The 20,337-nt window shown below is 71.1% G+C and carries 12 protein-coding genes; 10 read left to right on the top strand and 2 right to left on the bottom strand.

The genetic code is table 11. The features are described 5' to 3' along the window. Positions 1–159 precede the first annotated feature (159 nt). The 4 genes from dapF to hflX all read left to right on the top strand — a co-directional run bounded on the left by dapF (position 160) and on the right by hflX (position 6,740). Positions 160–1,029 (top strand): diaminopimelate epimerase, encoded by an 870-nt coding sequence (gene dapF, locus ACFYU0_RS32550; protein ID WP_351669631.1) that lies wholly within the window; start codon positions 160–162, stop codon positions 1,027–1,029. A gap of 283 nt (positions 1,030–1,312) precedes the next feature. Further along, entirely contained in the window at positions 1,313–3,481 is a 2,169-nt protein-coding gene (locus tag ACFYU0_RS32545; RefSeq protein ID WP_389305867.1) for a RelA/SpoT family protein, read from the top strand. Positions 3,482–3,591: 110 nt separating this feature from the next. Beyond that, positions 3,592–5,115 (top strand): M1 family metallopeptidase, encoded by a 1,524-nt coding sequence (locus ACFYU0_RS32540; protein WP_389305865.1) that lies wholly within the window; start codon positions 3,592–3,594, stop codon positions 5,113–5,115. Between the two features lie 134 nt (positions 5,116–5,249). Beyond that, the gene (gene hflX / locus ACFYU0_RS32535) at positions 5,250–6,740 is read left to right on the top strand and encodes a GTPase HflX (protein ID WP_351669625.1); all 1,491 of its coding nucleotides are present in this window, start codon (positions 5,250–5,252) and stop codon (positions 6,738–6,740) included. A gap of 139 nt (positions 6,741–6,879) precedes the next feature. On the opposite strand, the gene ACFYU0_RS32530 is transcribed toward hflX, so the two are convergent. Beyond that, positions 6,880–8,112, bottom strand: a complete 1,233-nt coding sequence (locus ACFYU0_RS32530) for a trypsin-like serine peptidase (RefSeq protein WP_389305863.1) — start codon at positions 8,110–8,112, stop codon at positions 6,880–6,882. Positions 8,113–8,574: 462 nt separating this feature from the next. On the opposite strand from ACFYU0_RS32530, the gene ACFYU0_RS32525 reads away from it, so the two are divergent. The 4 genes from ACFYU0_RS32525 to ACFYU0_RS32510 all read left to right on the top strand — a co-directional run bounded on the left by ACFYU0_RS32525 (position 8,575) and on the right by ACFYU0_RS32510 (position 15,191). Next, a complete protein-coding gene (locus ACFYU0_RS32525) occupies positions 8,575–10,047 on the top strand; it encodes a diaminobutyrate--2-oxoglutarate transaminase family protein (RefSeq protein WP_389305861.1) in 1,473 nt (490 codons plus the stop codon). Positions 10,048–10,277: 230 nt separating this feature from the next. After that, a complete protein-coding gene (locus ACFYU0_RS32520; protein WP_389305859.1) occupies positions 10,278–12,254 on the top strand; it encodes an IucA/IucC family protein in 1,977 nt (658 codons plus the stop codon). 64 nt (positions 12,255–12,318) lie between these two features. Next, entirely contained in the window at positions 12,319–12,993 is a 675-nt protein-coding gene (locus tag ACFYU0_RS32515; RefSeq protein ID WP_389305857.1) for a GNAT family N-acetyltransferase, read from the top strand. 206 nt (positions 12,994–13,199) lie between these two features. Next, complete coding sequence (locus ACFYU0_RS32510; RefSeq protein ID WP_389305855.1) at positions 13,200–15,191, top strand: ATP-dependent DNA helicase; 1,992 nt, start codon at positions 13,200–13,202, stop codon at positions 15,189–15,191. Between the two features lie 160 nt (positions 15,192–15,351). Here ACFYU0_RS32510 and lexA read toward each other — a convergent pair whose 3' ends face one another. Next, positions 15,352–16,131, bottom strand: coding sequence for a transcriptional repressor LexA (gene lexA / locus ACFYU0_RS32505; protein WP_014675455.1), 780 nt, complete (start codon positions 16,129–16,131; stop codon positions 15,352–15,354). Positions 16,132–16,698: 567 nt separating this feature from the next. Between lexA and nrdR the strand changes: the two genes are divergently transcribed. Together nrdR and ACFYU0_RS32495 are read left to right on the top strand one after the other, a co-directional pair. Then, on the top strand, positions 16,699–17,247 hold the full coding sequence (gene nrdR, locus ACFYU0_RS32500) for a transcriptional regulator NrdR (RefSeq protein ID WP_389305853.1): 549 nt from the start codon (positions 16,699–16,701) through the stop codon (positions 17,245–17,247). A gap of 164 nt (positions 17,248–17,411) precedes the next feature. Continuing rightward, positions 17,412–20,309 carry a vitamin B12-dependent ribonucleotide reductase gene (locus ACFYU0_RS32495; protein ID WP_351669610.1) on the top strand — a complete coding sequence of 966 codons (2,898 nt, stop codon included), beginning with the start codon at positions 17,412–17,414 and terminating at the stop codon, positions 20,307–20,309. Positions 20,310–20,337: the final 28 nt, after the last annotated feature.

Below are 20,337 nucleotides of genomic sequence, written 5' to 3'. Positions count from 1 at the left end.
CCGGATGCCCTCGTACTGGGTGTACTCGGGCTTTCGGCCGGTGCGGCGAGAGTGCGTGCCGGGCGTCGTGACGCAGACGCGACTTTGCGGACACGACCTAGCCCCGCCCGCCTCCCGGGCGGCGCCGCCGTTGTCGTACCGACCCCGTACGATCGAGGAATGAGCACGCGGATCGCCTTCCTCAAGGGCCACGGCACCGAGAACGACTTCGTGATCCTCCCGGACCCGGAGAACACCCTCGACCTGACCCCGGCCGAGGTCGCCGCCCTGTGCGACCGCCGGGCCGGCATCGGCGGCGACGGGGTGCTGCACGTCGTGCGGTCCGCCGCGCACCCGGAGGCCCGCGGCATGGCCGCCGAGGCGGAGTGGTTCATGGACTACCGCAACGGCGACGGCTCGATCGCGGAGATGTGCGGCAACGGCACCCGTGTGTTCGCCCGCTACCTCCAGCACGCCGGCCATGTGGCCGAAGGTGACATCGCGATCGCCACGCGCGCGGGCGTGAAGAGCGTCCACATCGCCAAGGACGGAGACGTCACCGTCGGTATGGGCAGCGCACGCCTGCCCGACGGAGAGGTCACGGTGAGCGTGGGCGAGCGCACCTGGCCCGCGCGCAACGTGAACATGGGCAACCCGCACGCCGTCGCCTTCGTGGACGACCTCGGGCACGCCGGTGACCTGCTCTCCCCGCCGCCGTTCGCCCCCGCCACCGCCTACCCGGAGGGCGTCAACGTCGAGTTCGTCGTCGACCGCGGCCCGCGGCACGTGGCGATGCGGGTGCACGAGCGCGGCTCCGGCGAGACCCGCTCGTGCGGCACCGGCGCGTGTGCCGTCGCCGTCGCCGCCGCCCGCCGTGACGGCGCCGACCCCGCCCGCACCGGAGCCCCGGCGACGTACACCGTGGACGTGCCCGGCGGCCGTCTGGTCATCACCGAGCGGCCCGACGGCGAGATCGAGATGACCGGACCCGCCGTGATCGTCGCCGAGGGCGAGATCGACGCCGAGTGGCTGGAAAGCGCGCTTCGCTGACCTGGTGAGACCACTGCCGTGATGGCTCCCGCGCGCCGGACCAGCGACTTCGGGCGGCGGGGCGCCGTTCGAAACCCCGGCCGAGCCCAGTGCAGGTGGCGCATACTCTAAACCTCCACGCCGTCGCTCGATTGGGTGATCCGTTTCACGCTCGGCGAGAGGCGGTCAGCCGCACGTGATGGGCTCGGTAGCATCAAGCACCGGCACGGACGGGGGAACGTCGCCATCCCTGAGCCGCGCACGCCCCGGGCTCCGTCCGCCGGTCCACGAGCCGGAGGTGCCCATGAGTGCGGAGGCCACGAACCCTGCGAACCCCGGCCCGGCCGCGCCCGCGGCGGCGCCCGCCGCGGTCCGCCGGAAGTCCCGGGCCCGGATCGACCTGCGCCGGCTCGGCCGGGCCGCGCTGCTCGGCCCCGCCGCGCGCGACAAGCTGCCCGACGCCATCAGCCACGTCGTCGACGCGCACCGCGCCCACCACCCCGACGCGGACCTCGAACCACTGCGCCGTGCCTACGTCCTGGCCGAGTCCTCGCACCGCGGCCAGATGCGCAAGAGCGGCGAGCCGTACATCACGCACCCCCTGGCCGTGACCCTGATCCTCGCCGAACTCGGCGCCGAGACGACGACCTTGACGGCTTCCCTGCTCCACGACACCGTCGAGGACACCGACGTGACGCTGGACCAGGTGCGGGAAGAGTTCGGCGAGGAAGTGCGCTATCTCGTCGACGGCGTCACCAAACTGGAGAAGGTCGACTACGGGGCCGCCGCCGAGCCCGAGACCTTCCGCAAGATGCTCGTCGCCACGGGCAGCGACGTGCGGGTGATGTCGATCAAACTCGCCGACCGCCTGCACAACATGCGCACCCTCGGCGTGATGCGCCCCGAGAAACAGGCGCGGATCGCCAAGGTCACCCGGGACGTCCTCATCCCGCTCGCCGAACGCCTCGGCGTGCAGGCGCTGAAGACCGAACTGGAGGACCTGGTCTTCGCCATCCTCCACCCCGAGGAGTACGAGCACACCCGGGAGCTGATCGCCGGGAACGCGGCCCACCCCGACGACACCCTCGCGGAGACAGCCGAGTCGGTACGCGCGGTGCTGCGCGACGCCGACATCGCCGCCGAAGTCCTCATCCGCCCCCGGCACTTCGTCTCCGTCCACCGGGTTGCCCGCAAACGGGGGCAGTTGCGCGGCGCCGACTTCGGACGGCTGCTGGTGCTTGTGGCGGAGGACGCGGACTGCTACGGCGTCCTGGGCGAGCTGCACACGTGCATGACACCGGTCGTCTCCGAGTTCAAGGACTTCATCGCCGTACCCAAGTTCAACCTCTACCAGTCGCTGCACACCGCCGTCGCCCGCCCCGACGGCCAGGTCGTCGAGGTTCTCATCCGCACCCACCAGATGCACCGGGTCGCCGAGGCCGGCGTCGTCGCGCTCGGCAACCCCTACGCCCCCGGGGCCGACGACCCCGCCGACGGCGAGCGCGCCGACCCCACCCGCCCCGGCTGGCTCTCCCGCCTCCTCGACTGGCAGGAGGCCGCGCCCGACCCCGACACCTTCTGGTCCACCCTGCGCGAGGACCTCGCCCAGGACCGCGAGATCACCGTGTACCGGCCCGACGGCGGCGCCCTCGGTCTGCCCGAGGGCGCAAGCTGCGTGGACGCCGCCTACGCCCAGTACGGCGAGGACGCCCACGCCTGCATCGGCGCCCGCGTCAACGGCCGCCTGGCAACTCTCAGCACCGTGCTGCGGGACGGCGACACGGTCCAGCTCCTCATGGGCCAGGACCCGGCCTCCGAGCCCTCCCGCGAATGGCTGGAGCACGCCCACACCGCCGCGGCGCGGATCGCCATCCAGCGGTGGCTGGCCGCGCACCCGGGCGGCAGCGGCGAGGCGCAGGCCGAAGCGCGGGCAGAGGAGGAACGTGCCGCCGGGAGCGCGGCCGGCGAGGCCGCCCCCCGGCCCGCCGAGGCCGGGAGCACCGGCGCCACCGGCCCACGCGGCGCCGACGTGCTCCTGGACCGGCCCGGTGCCACCGTCCGTCTCGCGGGTTGCTGTACGCCCGTGCCGCCCGACGGGATCACCGGCTTCGCGGTGCGCGGGGGAGTGGTGACCGTGCACCGCGTGGAGTGCGCCGCGGTGGCGGAGATGAAGAACCGGGGGCGCACCGAGATCGACGTGCGCTGGGGGGACACCGCCGAGTGCCGGGTCACCCTGGTCGCCGAATCGTTCGGCCGCCCGCATCTGCTGGCCGACCTGACCGAGGCGATCGCCCTGGCCGGCGTCGACATCGTCTCCGCGACCGTGGAACCCCCGAGCCAGCAGCGCGTCCGGCACACCTACACACTCCAGCTACCGGACGCGGCCCGCCTCCCGGCCCTCATGCGGGCGATGCGCGACGTACCAGGGGTGTTCGACGTGGCCCGGGCCCAGCACCAGGCGCCCGCCTCCTGAGGGGACGCCGCCGACCGGGTTCCTGAAGAAGGCTCTGCGGACGAACCCGATCGGGTGGGCCCGGCGCGCGTCGCCGTCGTGCCGCACGCGCGCGCTGGTAGCGGTGGTCCATGCCGCTCACCCTCCGCCGGGGCCGGAACACCCGCCCCTTCCGCCGCCGGAAGGCCGCCCTGCTCGCCTCCGCCGTCTCCGTCTGCCTGCTCGCCGCCGCCGCCCCGGCCGAGCCCCTGGGCGTCGGCGACCGGCTCTTCCCGACCCTGGGCAACCCGGGATACGACGTGGCGTCGTACGACCTGTCCTTCACCTATTCCGGGAAGAACGACAAGCCGCTGCGGGCCGTCACGACCATCGACGCCTGGACGACCACCGGCCTCGACCGGCTCAACCTCGACTTCGCGCACGGCACCGTCGAGTCCGTCGAGGTGGATGGCCGCCCCGCGGCCTTCGCCGGCGCGGGCGAGGACCTGGTGGTCACGCCCGACCACCGGCTGCCCCGGGGAAGCTGGACCCGGATCACCGTGAAGCACACCAGCGACCCCGTCAGCGCCAAGGGCCAGGACGGCGGCTGGGTGCGCACCACCGACGGCCTGGCGATGGCCAACCAGGCCGACGCCGCCCACCTGGTCTTCCCGTGCAACGACCACCCGTCGGACAAGGCGATGTTCACCGTCCGGGTCACCGCCCCGAACGACTACACCGTCGTGGCGAACGGCCTGCCCACCGGCACCGAGCGCGTCGGCCGGGCCACCACCTGGACCTACCGCACCCAGCACCCCATGGCCACCGAGCTCGCCCAGGTGTCGATCGGCCGCTCCGCAGTGGTGCGCCGCAAGGGACCGCACGGGCTGACGGTCCGCGACGTCGTACCCAGCGCCGACCGCAAGGCCCTCGAACCCTGGCTCGCGAAGACGCCCGGCCAGATCGCATGGCTGGAGAGCAAGGTCGGCTCCTACCCGTTCGAGACGTACGGGCTGCTCATGGCGCAGGCCTCCACCGGCTTCGAACTCGAGACGCAGACCCTCTCGCTCTTCGAGAAGGACCTCTTCACGAAACCCGCCTACCCGGCCTGGTACGTCGACTCGATCATGGTGCACGAGCTGAGCCACCAGTGGTTCGGCGACAGCGTCAGCCCCCGCACCTGGTCCGACGTGTGGCTGAACGAGGGGCACGCCACCTGGTACGAGTCCCTCTACGCGCAGGAGAAGTCGAAGCGGTCCATGGAGGACCGCATGAAGGCCGCCTACGGCGCATCCGACCGCTGGCGGGCCGACGGCGGCCCCCCGGCCCGGCCCAAGGCCCCCGCGCCCGGCCAGAAGATCAGCATCTTCCGGCCGAACATCTACGACGGCGCGGCGCTGGTGCTCTACGCCCTGCGCCAGGAGATCGGCACGCGGGCCTTCGACCGCCTGGAGCGGGCCTGGGTCCGGGACCACCGCGACTCGACCGCCACCACCGCCGACTTCGTCCGCCAGGCCTCGGCGATCGCCGGCCGCGACCTGACCGGTTTCTTCCAGCCCTGGCTGTACGGCGAGAAGACCCCGCCGATGCCCGGACACCCGGACTGGAAGAGCGGCAAGTCCGCCAAGGAACCCAAGCGGGACAAGCGCGGTAAGAAGGGCGGGGGCCGGGAATAAGACGGTGACGAGCCCTGCCGCGCCGTGCGAACATCTTCGGGTCGGCGCGGCACGGGACACGGGAATCTCCCGGGGTACCCGTGCGTTGTCCCTGATGAACGCCGACTCGGCATTTCCACCGACGTAAGGATCCAATGACCTCCTCTTCTTCCCCTTCCCAGGACACCAAGCGCCTCGCGCACGACTATCCCGAAGGTCTTCGGGCCGATGCCCTGATGGAAGAGGACGTCGCCTGGAGCCACGAGATCGACGGCGAGCGGGACGGCGACCAGTTCGACCGCTCCGAGCGCGCGGCACTGCGCCGCGTCGCGGGCCTCTCCACCGAGCTGGAGGACGTCACCGAGGTCGAGTACCGACAGCTCCGTCTGGAGCGGGTCGTGCTCGTCGGGGTGTGGACCACCGGCACCATCCAGGACGCGGACAACTCCCTCGCGGAGCTGGCCGCCCTCGCGGAGACCGCCGGCGCGCTCGTGCTCGACGGCGTCATCCAGCGCCGGGACAAGCCCGACGCGGCCACCTACATCGGCTCCGGCAAGGCCCTGGAACTGCGTGACATCGTCATCGATACGGGCGCGGACACCGTCATCTGCGACGGTGAGCTGAGCCCCGGCCAGCTCATCCAGCTCGAGGACGTCGTCAAGGTCAAGGTCATCGACCGTACGGCCCTGATCCTCGACATCTTCGCGCAGCACGCCAAGTCCCGAGAGGGCAAGGCGCAGGTCGCCCTGGCGCAGATGCAGTACATGCTCCCCAGGCTGCGAGGCTGGGGTCAGTCGCTGTCCCGCCAGATGGGTGGCGGTCGCGGCGGCCTGGCCACCCGTGGTCCCGGTGAGACCAAGATCGAAACGGACCGGCGCCGGATCCGCGAGAAGATGGCGAAGATGCGCCGGGAGATCGCGGACATGAAGACCGGCCGCGAGATCAAGCGCCAGGAGCGCCGGCGCAACAAGGTGCCGTCCGTCGCCATCGCGGGCTACACCAACGCCGGAAAGTCCTCCCTGCTCAACCGCCTGACGGGCGCGGGCGTCCTGGTCGAGAACGCGCTGTTCGCGACCCTCGACCCGACCGTGCGCCGGGCCGAAACCCCGAGCGGGCGGCTGTACACGCTGGCCGACACCGTCGGCTTCGTGCGACACCTGCCGCACCACCTGGTCGAGGCGTTCCGCTCCACCATGGAGGAGGTCGGCGACTCCGACCTGATCCTGCACGTGGTGGACGGCTCGCACCCGGTCCCGGAGGAGCAGCTGGCCGCCGTGCGCGAGGTGATCCGGGACGTCGGCGCCACCGACGTGCCCGAGATCGTCGTGATCAACAAGGCGGACGCGGCCGACCCGCTGGTGCTCCAGCGGCTGCTGCGGGTGGAGAAGCGCTCCATCGCCGTCTCGGCCCGCACCGGCCAGGGCATCGAGGAACTGCTCGCCCTGATCGACAACGAGCTGCCCCGCCCCTCGGTCGAGGTCGAGGCACTCGTCCCGTACACCCATGGCAAGCTCGTCGCCCGCGCCCACACCGAGGGCGAGGTGCTCTCCGAGGAGCACACCGCGGAGGGCACCCTGCTCAAGGTCCGGGTGCACGAGGAGCTGGCCGCGGACCTGGCGCCCTACACGCCGGCGCCCGCGGCCTGACGCCAGGACGACACGGCATCGACGAGGCCCGCCACCCGTTACGGGTGGCGGGCCTCTCGTCTTGGGTTCACACCGGACTCGTCACCGTCCGCCGTACGCGCGGCTCAGGTCCGTCCGGACCGGTGGGGAGCGGTGGACCTCACCGGCCGGCGAACTTCCGGCTGACCGAGTCGTACACGCCCTTGGCCACGTCACCCAGACGGGGACCGGCCAGCCAGCCCGCGCGCACCGGGCCGATCGAGGTGTTCGACACCAGGGCCGGCTTGCCGTCCGAGCCGGTCTCCACCCAGCCGCCGCCGGAGGAGCCGCCGGTCATCGTGCAGCCGATGCGGTACATCGTCGGGTCCGACTTGGCGAGGGACAGCCGGCCCGGCTTGTCCTGGCACTGGTAGGCGAGCTGGCCGTCGTAGGGAGCCGCGGCGGGGTAGCCCGTCGCCGTGATGCTCTGCACCTTCGGCACGGCCGGGGCGCCGAAGTTCACGGGAAGCGCTCCGCCGACCGTCTCCTCCAGCGACTTGCCCGTGCTGCCCTGCTCCGGCGTCACATGAATGACCGCGAAGTCGTACGAGGCGCCGTTGCCGCCGGTGCGGCCGCCCTGGTCGATCCACTGCTGCGAGGTCTTCGCCGCGTCGGCCCACCAGACGCCGTACGGCGCGACCTCGGCCCGGCTCGCGTTCTGCAGCTGGGCGTTCGACCTGCCCTGGTTGTTGTACGACGGCACGAAGGCGATGTTGCGGTACCAGCCGCCGCTCTTGCCGGCGTGCACACAGTGGCCGGCCGTCCAGATGAGGTTCGACTTGCCCGGGTGCGCCGGGTCCTGCACGACCGTCGCCGAGCAGACCATCGTGCCCTCGGGGGAGTCGAAGAAGACCTTGCCCGAAGCGGCCGCGCTGGTGTGGTAGGGCGGCCGGACCGCCTGTGCCGTCACCGGCGCCGGGGTCGGGTCCGTCACGCCCTGGTCACCGGAGAGGTCGTTGTCGTCGACGCGCTTGGCCGGGTCGTCGGCGTCCCGCATCCGGTCCGGGTCCCACAGGCCCTTGATGATGGGATTGATGAAGTCGTTGGCCTCGCGCAGCCAGTCGTCCCGGTTCCAGTTCTTCCAGGCGCCGCCCTTCCACTTGTCGACGTCGATCCCGTGCTCCTTGAGCTTCTGACGGATGTCGTCCGGGATCTTGATCTTGCCGTCGCCGGTGCCGCTCTGGGTCGCGACGGCGGTCGGCCTGTCATCGGCGTTGTCGTTGCCGTCGCCGTTGCAGGCCGTGGCGGTCAGCGCCAGCGCCGAGACGAGGGCGACCGTCGCCAGCACGGGGAAGGTCCTGCGCGGCGCGCCCCTCCCTCGGCGAACGGTGAACGACGGCCGTATGGATCGCATGCTGTTGACTCCCCCTGATGTGAAGGTACTCGGCGCTTCGGCCCCGGCACCGGCAGCGCACTCATGGGGAGTTGACGCCGGTCCACCGGTCCGCCGGGAACGGCCTCACACACTATGCGCTCGCTGTGGGGGAGTTCCGACGGTCCGGCAACGGTTCGGCCACAAGCGGTCTGACCTGGACGCACACGAGCCGCGGCCTCGTGAGCGGCGGGCGAGTGGGGCGCTGGGGGCGATCAGGCGGCGGGCAGGACCGCGGGAGCGCCACGGCGCGGCGCCGCGAGGGCTGGAGCCACGGGCGGTTCGGCCGCCGGCCCGAGATCTCAGGGGCCGTCCGGAGATCGGGATCGCCGGGCAACCCGTAACCCGTGGGCCGGTACGCGGTTGTAGGGGTGGGGGGTCGGCTGCCTGTGCCCGGTCCCCGCGGATCAACTCGCCTCTGGACAGCGGGGAGGACAGCGAGTCGTGGCCGTGACCGAGTCGGTGGCTGAAGGTGCGTACGGGGAGAAGAGCGCGGTGCACGAGGGGATCCTCAGGCGACAGTCGGCGCGTGAGTCCGCGGCACGCACCTACGCGCGAGCCCTGCCCATCGTGCCCGTGCGGGCGCGGGGGCTGACCATCGAGGGCGCCGACGGCCGCCGCTACCTGGACTGCCTCTCCGGAGCCGGAACCCTGGCCCTCGGCCACAACCACCCGGTCGTCCTGGAGGCCATCCGCCGGGTCCTCGACTCCGGCGCACCGCTCTCCGTCCTCGACCTCGCCACACCGGTGAAGGACGCCTTCATCACCGAGCTGTTCCGTACCCTGCCGCCGGGGCTCGCCGATCGCGCCCGGGTGCAGTTCTGCGGGCCGGCCGGTACCGACGCCGTCGAAGCGGCCCTCAAACTGGTCCGCACCGCGACCGGACGCACCGGCATGCTCGCCTTCACCGGCGCCTACCACGGCATGACGGCCGGGGCCATGGCCGCCTCCGGCGGGGCCCCCGACGTACGCGTCGCACGGCTGCCGTACCCGCAGGACTACCGCTGCCCCTTCGGCGTCGGCGGCCCGCGCGGGGCAGAACTCGCCGCCCGCTGGGCCGAGTCCCTCCTCGACGACCCGAAGTCCGGCGTACCCCTCCCCGCGGGGATGATCGTCGAACCCGTCCAGGGCGAGGGCGGCGTGATCCCGGCGCCGGACGACTGGCTGCGCCGCATGCGGCAGATCACCGCCGACCGGTCCATCCCGCTGATCGCCGACGAGATCCAGACCGGCGTAGGCCGCACGGGCGCCTTCTGGGCCGTGGAGCACAGCGGTGTCACGCCCGACGTCATGGTCCTGTCCAAGGCCATCGGCGGCAGCCTCCCGCTGGCCGTGGTCGTCTACCGCGACGACCTCGACGCCTGGCAGCCCGGCGCCCACGCGGGCACCTTCCGCGGCAACCAACTGGCCATGGCAGCGGGCACCGCCACCCTGGCCTACGTACGGGAGAACGCACTCGCCGAGCGGGCCGCCGCCCTCGGCTCGCGGATGCTGTCCCAACTCAGCCGGCTTCAAGACGCGTTTCCGTGCGTGGGTGACGTCCGGGGCCGCGGGCTGATGATCGGCATCGAGATGGTGGACCCGGACAGCGAGGCGACCGGACCGGACGAGGCCACCTTCACCGGCGACCACCGGACCGGCGTCGAAGGCCTCCGGCCCACCCGCACCCCGCACCGCGCCGCCCCCGAACTCGCGGCGGCCGTCCAACGGGAGTGCCTCGACCGGGGACTCATCGTGGAACTCGGCGGACGCCACGCCGGCGTCGTACGGCTCCTTCCACCGCTGACCATCTCCGACGAGCAGGCGGCAGCCGTCATGGACCGCCTGGCCGACGCGGTGGCAGCGGCGGCCCGCCGGCATCAGAACCACGGCCGCAGACACCGCCACCACGCCGACCCCGACCCTGGCAACGGCTAGCGGCCCGCGGGAACGACGGCTCCGCCAGGGGGGCCCGAGAAGCCACCCACACCCCATCCCCTTCCTCCCCTCCGGACCTCCGTTGCCCGCGTACGACGCGCCCGAGGTGGCTGCCACCCCCGGCCACCCCGGCCCGCGACGACCGCACAACGGCACCACCGCTCAGACACGCCGCGACCACTTCCACCCCCTCGCCTGCTTACTCCAGCCCAACCCTCCGAGGAGCCGTCTTGAACGCCACTCCCGCACCCGACGGCCGTTCCGGCAGCCCCGACGAACAGGGCGACTCCGGGACCCAGCCCTCCCATGTGCCGCTCGCCGAGTCGTTCCCCCAGCAGAAGCGACGAGCGCCGGACAGCACGAGCGCGGTGGCACCCGGAGCCGACCCGCTGGAGGATCCCGATCCCGGCAACGTCGCCCAGGCCGCCGCCGTGGAGAACCTCCTGCGCTGCTGGGTACGGGAGACAGGCGTCGCCGCCCCAGCCACCGGCATTCTTCGCATCCCGCTCCTCCGCAGCGGGACCGCGTTGATCGTCCAGGTCCGGTACTGGTCCCCGGCGGGCTGGCACCGCTTCGGGCCGGTCCACCTCGCCGGCGCCGAGACGGCTCCGCCCGTCGACGCGATCACCCTCGCGGCACTCCTGGCGAGGGAGACACCCGACGGCATCCACAGCATCCGGAACGTCCAAGGAACCCAAGGCACCCCCAGTGGCCCGGAGCAGCCAGGGGCCGCCGGTGACGGCGGCGACCTGGTCGCCAGGGTGGCCGACTCGCTGCGTCGCATCGCGACGTTCATCAGCGACCGGCGCGCACACCCGGACGACGGCCGCGATCTCTTCCTCAGCGCCGAGCAGTCCCTCCTCCTCGGACACCCCCTGCACCCGGCCCCGAAGAGCCGGGAAGGGCTGACCGAGGCAGAAGGCCCGCTGTACTCACCGGAGTCGCGCGGCTCGTTCCCGCTGTACTGGTGGGCCGTGGCCCCCTCTCTACTGGCGGCCGACTCGGCCTGGACGGAGCGCGGACGTACTGTCCCCGCCGACCGGCTCACCCAGCGGCTCGCCGGAGCCCCCCTTCCCCTGCCCGACGGATTCGCCGCGCTGCCGCTGCACCCCTGGCAGGCCAGGGAGCTCAGGCACCGCGAGCCGATCGCCGCCCTGCTCGACTCCGGAGCCCTCCGCGACCTCGGCCCGCTCGGCTCACCCTGGCATCCCACCTCCTCCGTACGAACCGTCCATCGATCCGAAGCCCCCGCGATGCTGAAACTGTCGCTGGGCCTGCGCATCACCAACTCCCGACGCGAGAACCTGCGCAAGGAACTCCACCGGGGAGTCGAGGTGCACCGCTTGCTGCGCGGCGGCCTCGCCCGTCAGTGGCGCGCCGCCCACCCCGCCTTCGACATCGTCCGCGACCCCGCCTGGCTCGCCGTCGACGACCCGGACGGGCGGCCCCTTCCCGGCCTCGACGTCATGATCAGGCACAACCCGTTCACCCCGGCCGATGACGTGAGCTGCCTGGCCGGACTCGTCTCGCCCCGGCCGCTCCCCGAACCGGACACCGAGCCGTGGCCGGCGAAGGGGTCGACGGCCCTGCGGTCCCGTCTGTCGCGACTCGTCGCTCGGCTCGCCGCACGCACCGGGCGCCCCGTCGGAGCCGTCGCCGCCGAGTGGTTCCTGCGCTACCTGGAACAGGTCGTCCGGCCCGTGCTCTGGCTCGACAGCGAGGCCGGCATCGCCGTCGAAGCGCATCAGCAGAACACGCTCGTCCTGCTCGACCGCGACGGCTGGCCCGCCGGCGGCCGCTACCGGGACAACCAGGGCTACTACTTCCGTGAGTCCCGGCGAGCCGAACTGGACGCGCGGCTGCCCGGCATCGGAGTGCGCAGCGACACCTTCGTAGCGGACGAGGTGACCGACGAACGCTTCGGGTACTACCTCGCCGTCAACAACGTGCTCGGGCTGATCGGCGCCTTCGGCTCCCAGCAACTCGCCGACGAACGGCTGCTCCTCGCGGCGTTCCGTGGCTTCCTCGCCGATGCCGCCTCGGGCCCCCTCGCCCTGCGGACCCCGCTGCCCGCCCTGCTGCTCGACTCACCTGTCCTGCGCTGCAAGGCCAACCTGCTGACCCGGCTGAACGGCATGGACGAACTCGTCGGCCCGGTCGACACCCAGTCCGTCTACGTCACCATCGCCAACCCCCTTCACTCCTGAACGAAAACGGCCTGCTCTGTCGCGTCCCGCGAATCCTCCACCTCCCTCTGCTGAAAGGAGCGCCATGCCCTCCACCGACACCAGCGCGGACACCGCAACTCCCGAGGACGGCGAAGCCACGCTGCATCTGCGTCTGCCCGCCGAGTTCGTCGCCCTCTTCGCCACCGCCGACCTGCTCGACGACGTGCCCGGCTGGGGGCCCACCCGCACCCCCGTGGGCCTCTTTGAACTGGTCCCCGTGCGCCTGCAGGACGACCTCCCGCTCATTCACCGCTGGATGAACGACCCCGCTGTCGCCGCCTTCTGGGAACTGGCCGGGCCCCCGGACAGGACCGAGGAGCACCTTCGCGCCCAACTCGACGGCGACGGCCACAGCGTGCCGTGCCTGGGCGTGCTGGATGGCGTCCCCATGAGCTACTGGGAGATCTACCGGGCGGACCTCGACCCGCTGGCCCGCCACTGCCCGACTCGTCCGCACGACACCGGCATCCACCTGCTGATCGGTGAGGCCGCCGACCGCGGGAGGGGCCTTGGCTCCGCCCTGCTCAAGGCCGTGGCCGATCTCGTCCTGGACCGTCGTCCCGCCTGTGCCCGGGTCGTCGCCGAACCGGATCTTCGCAACACCGCCTCCCTCACCGCCTTCCTGCGTGCCGGGTTCCGGTTCACGTCCGAGGTCGACCTGCCCGGCAAGCGGGCCGGCCTCGTGATCCGGGACCGTGTCCCGAATCGGCTGGCGTGACGATCGGTGATGACGTCGTCACATTGAGTACGAATGGCGACTCGGCCAGGTTCCCGGGCGTCGCGAGAAATGCCGCGAGACATTTCGGAACACCGGTCGAGCCACCGCAGCAGCCCCCATGCCTCAGGAGCCCAGGCAGTGATCCCACCCCCCGCCCCCGCCTTGCCCGCCCGTTTGTCAGTGCCGGGCCGTAGGGTGGTCGGGCTATGACGAAGCCCTCACTCCCCGAACTCCTGCATGCCGCTGTCGCAGCCGTCGGCGGCACGGAGCGCCCCGGCCAGGTGACCATGGCCGAAGCGGTCGCCGAGGCGATCGACGACGGATCCCACCTGCTGGTCCAGGCCGGCACCGGCACCGGAAAGTCGCTGGGGTATCTCGTGCCCGCGCTCGCGCACGGGGAGCGGGTGGTCGTCGCCACGGCCACGCTCGCACTGCAGCGCCAGCTCGTGGAACGCGACCTGCCGCGCACGGTCGACGCCCTGCATCCCCTGCTGCGCCGCCGGCCGGAGTTCGCCATGCTCAAGGGCAGGTCGAACTACCTGTGCCTGCACCGCCTGCACGAGGGCATGCCGCAGGACGAGGAAGAGGGACTCTTCGACCAGTTCGAGGCCGCCGCGCCCACCAGCAAGCTGGGCCAGGATCTGCTGCGCCTGCGTGACTGGGCCGACGAGACGGAGACCGGCGACCGCGACGGCCTCACACCGGGAGTCTCGGACCGTGCCTGGGCGCAGGTGTCGGTCTCCTCGCGGGAGTGCCTGGGCGCGTCGAAGTGCGCCTACGGCGCCGAGTGCTTCGCGGAGATGGCGCGCGAGCGGGCCAAGCTCGCCGAGGTCGTCGTCACCAACCACGCTCTCCTGGCCATCGACGCCATCGAGGGCGCCCCGGTGCTGCCGCAGCACGAGGTGCTGATCGTGGACGAGGCGCACGAACTCGTCTCCCGTGTCACCGGCGTCGCCACCGGCGAACTCACGCCCGGCCAGGTCAACCGCGCCGTGCGCCGGGCGGCCAAACTCGTCAACGAGAAGGCAGCCGACCAGCTCCAGACCGCCGCGGAGGGCTTCGAGCGGCTGATGGAACTCGCTCTGCCGGGCCGCCTCGAGGAGATCCCGGAGGATCTCGGCTACGCCCTGATGGCGCTGCGGGACGCGGCCCGCACGGTCATCACCGCGCTCGGCTCGACCCGCGACAAGTCCGTCCAGGACGAGGACGCCGTCCGCAAGCAGGCGCTGGCCTCGGTCGAGACCGTGCACGACGTGGCGGAGCGTGTGGTCAACGGCTCCGAGTGGGACGTGGTCTGGTACGAGCGGCACGACCGTTTCGGCGCCTCGCTGCGGGTAGCCCCGATGTCGGTGTCCGGGCTGCTCAGGGAGAAGCTCTTCGCGGACCGCAGCGTCGTCCTCACCTCGGCGACGCTGAAGCTGGGCGGCGACTTCAACGGCGTCGGAGCCTCGCTGGGGCTCGGCCCCGAGGGCACGGAGGGCGAGGACCTGCCGCAGTGGAAAGGCGTGGACGTCGGCTCGCCCTTCGACTATCCCAAGCAGGGCATCCTGTACGTCGCGAAGCACCTCGCGCGCCCCGCACGGGACGGCGAGCGTGCCGACATGCTCGATGAGCTGACCGAACTGATCCAGGCGGCCGGCGGCCGCACCCTCGGGCTGTTCTCATCCATGCGTGCCGCCCAGCTCGCCGCGGAGGAGCTGCGCTCCCGGATCCCCGAGTTCCCCATCCTGCTCCAGGGCGAGGAGACGCTCGGCGAGCTGATCAAGAACTTCGCCGCCGACCCGCGGACCTGCTTGTTCGGCACGTTGTCGCTGTGGCAGGGCGTCGACGTCCCGGGTCCGAGCTGTCAGCTGGTGATCATGGACAAGATCCCGTTCCCGCGCCCCGACGACCCGCTGATGAGCGCCCGGCAGAAGGCGGTGGAGGACGCGGGCGGCAACGGCTTCATGGCCGTGGCCGCGACCCATGCGGCCCTGCTCATGGCACAGGGTGCCGGCCGTCTGGTCCGGGCCTCGGGGGACCGGGGCGTGGTCGCGGTGCTGGATCAACGGCTCGCCACCGCGCGGTACGGCAGCTACCTCAAGGCGTCTCTGCCCGACTTCTGGTACACCACGGACCGCAACCAGGTGCGCAGATCACTGGCGGCCATCGACGCGGCAGCGAAGCAGGCGGAAGAGAAGCAGCCCCAGGAGCAGTGATCAGACCGCTGGTCCGGCCAACGTCGGGCCGGACCAGCGTCGGCTCGCCGGGCCGCACAGTCGCCCGGCGGAGTCCGGACAGCACAGGGCCCCGGAACCGGCGCAGAGGTCCCGGGGCCCGGTCAGGGGGACGAGCCGTCCGGCCCGTCCGCCACGGCCGTCACACGCGCCGCAGCACAGCGACGACCTTGCCCAGAATGGTCGCGTCGTCGCCGGGGATCGGTTCGTAGGCCGCGTTGTGCGGCAGGAGCCAGACATGGCCGTCCTCGCGCTTGAAACGCTTGACGGTGGCTTCGCCGTCGAGCATCGCCGCGACGATGTCGCCGTTCTCGGCGACCGGCTGGCGGCGGACGGTGACCCAGTCGCCGTCGCAGATCGCGGCCTCGATCATCGAGTCACCGACGACCTTCAGGACGAACAGCTCGCCGTCGCCGACGAGCTGGCGGGGCAGCGGGAACACGTCCTCGACCGACTCCTCGGCGAGGATCGGTCCACCGGCGGCGATACGGCCGACCAGCGGGACGTAGGACGCGGCCGGCTTGCCGGCGGTGTCGGTGGGCTGCACCGTCACGGCCTGGTCGGAGCCGCGCACCTCGTACGCGCGCGGGCGGTGCGGGTCGCGGCGCAGGAAGCCCTTGCGCTCCAGTGCCATCAACTGGTGGGCCACCGAGGACGTGCTGGAGAGGCCGACGGCCTGGCCGATCTCGCGCATGGACGGCGGGTAGCCGCGCCGCTGCACCGAATCCCTGATGACCTCGATGACCCGGCGCTGCCGGTCGGTGAGCCCGGAGCTGTCCGCCCGGATGCCTGGAGGTCGGCCAGGAAGGGAGCGCTTGTGCCCCTCGGGATTCGTGGCTTCGTTCATCGCATGTACCGGCTCGACTCGGCCCATGGAGCGGTCCTGGGCGGTGATGGTGGCACTGTCTGCGGTGGTGGTCACGTCGGCCCCTCTCGATGGTCTCCCTGCTGGACAACGGTAGTTGCTTTCGAAAGGTTGCGCCAAACACACGTTCGAGTGAAAAAGTGCGATTCGCCTGTCGTGATCATGTGTTTGGGTGTATGGCTAACGCGGCGTCCGGCGGGCGAAAGCGCCCATTGTTGTACTCTTCACCGCCGGGATCGGCGACCTTGCGGGTTGTGCCCTCAGTCTGCCACCCGGAATCCGGTACACCCGGATCCGGGCTCCCTTCTGCGCCGGAGTCCTACGCGGTCTCCGTGCGGCGCCCACGGTATCTCCGCAACCGCAGGATCGATACGTCCTTGCGCCCGCGTGTTCGGAAACGCCCGCAGTGGGTATCCGGGGCGTGCTCCGGCGCCGCGACACGCGTCATCGCCTCGCTGTATGGGCCAATCCCTACATCTAGTGGTTGGATGCTTACCGCAGCCCACAAGTTGTGGTCCCCCGGGTCTCGGACGGCTCCGCGATCGCCTATGCTTAGGGCTGCTTCGAGGGGCCCATGTGGTCCGGCGGGGCCATTGAGTCTGCTGTGAGGAGGGTTGGGAGATCATGCACTGCCCCTTCTGCAGGCACCCCGACAGCCGTGTGGTCGACAGCCGTACGACCGACGACGGCACGTCGATCCGCAGGCGCCGCCAGTGTCCCGACTGCTCCCGTCGTTTCACGACCGTGGAGACGTGCTCGCTCATGGTGGTGAAGCGGTCCGGGGTCACCGAACCGTTCAGCCGTACCAAGGTCATCAACGGTGTGCGCAAGGCGTGCCAGGGGCGGCCCGTCACCGAGGACGCGCTCGCCCAGCTCGGCCAGCGGGTCGAGGAGGCGGTGCGGGCCACCGGGAGCGCCGAGCTGACCACCCACGACGTGGGGCTGGCCATACTCGGCCCGTTGCAGGAACTCGACCTCGTCGCCTATCTGCGATTCGCCTCCGTATACCGGGCCTTCGACTCGCTCGACGACTTCGAGGCCGCCATCGCGGAGCTGAGGCAGGCGCGGGGCCCCGCCGCGGAGGACGAGGGCGCGGGAGCGGGGAGCCAGGAAGACGAACGCGGGCCCGGAGGGACCACCGAGGTCCCCGTGCCCGCCCACGCCGCCGACTGACCGGCGCGCCGGAACCCGGACGGACGCCCGGGTTCCGACTCGGGAGGCGGCGACCAAGACCTGTCGCGGATCGCAGTTGAGGGTGTCCGCGACACCAGACAGAACACCGTGCCACGGGAACATCGGGGCACTTCAGGGCGTTTTCGCCCGTACAGGGAGGCGGCATGACAGAGACGGCGAGCGGTCCGGCACGAGGTTCCCGAGCCAAGGGAGCCAAGGCGGGTAACAAGGGACTGCACATCGAGCGCATCCACACCACCCCCGGCGTGCACCCGTACGACGAGGTGGCCTGGGAGCGCCGTGACGTCGTCATGACCAACTGGCGCGACGGCTCGGTCAACTTCGAGCAGCGTGGCGTCGAGTTCCCCGACTTCTGGTCGGTGAACGCGGTCAACATCGTCACCAGCAAGTACTTCCGCGGTGCCGTGGGCACCCCGCAGCGCGAGGTCAGCCTCAAGCAGCTGATCGACCGCATCGTGAAGACGTACCGGAAGGCCGGTGAGGACTACAAGTACTTCGCCTCGCCCGCCGACGCCGAGATCTTCGAGCACGAGCTGGCCTACGCCCTCCTGCACCAGATCTTCAGCTTCAACAGCCCCGTCTGGTTCAACGTCGGCACCCCGCAGCCCCAGCAGGTCTCCGCCTGCTTCATCCTGTCCGTCGACGACTCCATGGAGTCGATCCTCGACTGGTACAAGGAAGAGGGCATGATCTTCAAGGGCGGCTCCGGCGCCGGCCTGAACCTCTCCCGCATCCGCTCCTCCAAGGAGCTGCTCTCCTCCGGCGGCAACGCCTCCGGCCCCGTCTCCTTCATGCGCGGCGCCGACGCCTCCGCCGGCACCATCAAGTCCGGTGGCGCCACCCGCCGCGCCGCCAAGATGGTCGTGCTCGACGTCGATCACCCCGACATCGAGGACTTCATCCAGACGAAGGTCAGCGAGGAGGAGAAGATCCGCGTCCTGCGTGACGCGGGCTTCGACATGGACCTGGGCGGCGACGACATCACGTCCGTCCAGTACCAGAACGCCAACAACTCGGTCCGTGTGAACGACGAGTTCATGACGGCGGTCGAGTCGAGCGGCAAGTTCGGCCTGCGCGCCCGCATGACCGGTGAGGTCATCGAGGAGGTCGACGCCAAGGCGCTCTTCCGCAAGATCGCCGAGGCCGCCTGGGCCTGCGCCGACCCGGGCATCCAGTACGACGACACCATCAACAACTGGCACACCTGCCCCGAGTCCGGCCGGATCACCGCGTCGAACCCGTGCAGCGAGTACATGCACCTGGACAACACGTCCTGCAACCTGGCCTCGCTGAACCTGATGAAGTTCCTCAAGGACGACGGCAAGGGCCACCAGTCCTTCGAGACCGAGCGCTTCCAGAAGGTCGTCGAGCTGGTCATCACCGCGATGGACATCTCGATCTGCTTCGCTGACTTCCCGACCCAGAAGATCGGCGAGAACACGCGCGCGTTCCGTCAGCTCGGCATCGGCTACGCCAACCTCGGCGCCCTGCTGATGGCCACCGGTCACGCCTACGACTCCGACGGCGGCCGCGCCCTCGCCGGCGCCATCACCTCGCTGATGACCGGTACGGCCTACCGCCGGTCCGCCGAGCTGGCCGCCGTCGTCGGCCCGTACGACGGCTACGCCCGCAACGCCGACGCCCACAAGCGCGTCATGAAGCAGCACGCCGACGCCAACGGCGGCGCCGTCCGCATGGACGACCTCGACACTCCCGTCTGGGCCGCCGCCACGGAGGCCTGGCAGGACGTCGTCCGCATCGGCGAGAAGAACGGCTTCCGCAACTCCCAGGCGTCCGTCCTCGCGCCCACCGGCACCATCGGCCTGGCGATGTCCTGCGACACCACCGGTGTCGAGCCCGACCTCGCGCTGGTGAAGTTCAAGAAGCTGGTCGGCGGCGGCTCCATGCAGATCGTCAACGGCACCGTCCCGCAGGCCCTGCGCCGCCTGGGCTACCAGGAGGAGCAGATCGAGGCGATCGTCGCCCACATCGCCGAGAACGGCAACGTGATCGACGCCCCCGGCCTCAAGCCCGAGCACTACGAGGTCTTCGACTGCGCCATGGGCGAGCGCGCCATCTCCCCGATGGGCCACGTCCGCATGATGGCCGCGATCCAGCCGTGGATCTCCGGCGCCATCTCCAAGACGGTCAACATGCCGGAGACGGCGACCGTCGAGGAGGTCGAGGAGATCTACTACGAGGCGTGGAAGCTGGGCGTCAAGGCGCTCGCCATCTACCGCGACAACTGCAAGGTCGGCCAGCCCCTCTCCGCCAAGACCAAGGAGAAGGAGAAGGCCGAGGTCACGGAGAAGGCCGAGGCGGCCATCCGCGAGACGGTCGAGAAGATCGTCGAGTACCGCCCGGTCCGCAAGCGCCTTCCCAAGGGCCGCCCCGGCATCACCACGTCCTTCACGGTCGGCGGCGCCGAGGGCTACATGACCGCCAACTCCTACCCCGACGACGGTCTCGGTGAGGTCTTCCTGAAGATGTCCAAGCAGGGCTCGACCCTCGCGGGCATGATGGACGCCTTCTCCATCGCCGTGTCCGTCGGTCTGCAGTACGGCGTGCCCCTGGAGACGTACGTCTCGAAGTTCACCAACATGCGCTTCGAGCCGGCGGGCATGACGGACGACCCGGACGTGCGGATGGCGCAGTCGATCGTCGACTACATCTTCCGCCGCCTGGCGCTGGACTTCCTGCCCTTCGAGACGCGCTCCGCGCTCGGCATCCACTCCGCCGAGGAGCGTCAGCGGCACCTGGAGACCGGTTCCTACGAGCCCGCCGACGACGAGGTCGACGTCGAGGGCCTGGCCCAGTCGGCGCCGCGCACCCAGGAGCTGAAGGCGGTCGCGACTCCCAAGGCCGAGTCCGAGGTCGCCAAGCCGGCGCCGAAGCAGGCCCACACCAGCGCCGAGCTGGTGGAGATGCAGCTGGGCATCCAGGCCGACGCCCCGCTGTGCTTCTCCTGCGGTACGAAGATGCAGCGGGCCGGTTCCTGCTACATCTGCGAGGGCTGCGGCTCGACCAGCGGCTGCAGCTGATGACACGCCGTTCCTGAGGTGAGGGGCG

Origin of the sequence: Streptomyces sp. NPDC003720, from assembly GCF_042875075.1 — a bacterium.
GTDB lineage: Bacteria > Actinomycetota > Actinomycetes > Streptomycetales > Streptomycetaceae > Streptomyces.
This window is presented reverse-complemented; position numbering and strand designations above follow the sequence as displayed.

Bases quoted from the DNA above. Each gene is read 5' to 3' on its own strand.
- dapF (WP_351669631.1), top strand. From the start codon at position 160: ATGAGCACGCGGATCGCCTTCCTCAAGGGCCACGGCACCGAGAACGAC.
- nrdR (WP_389305853.1), top strand. From the start codon at position 16,699: ATGCACTGCCCCTTCTGCAGGCACCCCGACAGCCGTGTGGTCGACAGC.
- ACFYU0_RS32515 (WP_389305857.1), top strand. From the start codon at position 12,319: ATGCCCTCCACCGACACCAGCGCGGACACCGCAACTCCCGAGGACGGC.
- ACFYU0_RS32540 (WP_389305865.1), top strand. From the start codon at position 3,592: ATGCCGCTCACCCTCCGCCGGGGCCGGAACACCCGCCCCTTCCGCCGC.
- ACFYU0_RS32545 (WP_389305867.1), top strand. From the start codon at position 1,313: ATGAGTGCGGAGGCCACGAACCCTGCGAACCCCGGCCCGGCCGCGCCC.
- ACFYU0_RS32495 (WP_351669610.1), top strand. From the start codon at position 17,412: ATGACAGAGACGGCGAGCGGTCCGGCACGAGGTTCCCGAGCCAAGGGA.
- hflX (WP_351669625.1), top strand. From the start codon at position 5,250: ATGACCTCCTCTTCTTCCCCTTCCCAGGACACCAAGCGCCTCGCGCAC.
- ACFYU0_RS32530 (WP_389305863.1), bottom strand. From the start codon at position 8,112: ATGCGATCCATACGGCCGTCGTTCACCGTTCGCCGAGGGAGGGGCGCG.
- ACFYU0_RS32510 (WP_389305855.1), top strand. From the start codon at position 13,200: ATGACGAAGCCCTCACTCCCCGAACTCCTGCATGCCGCTGTCGCAGCC.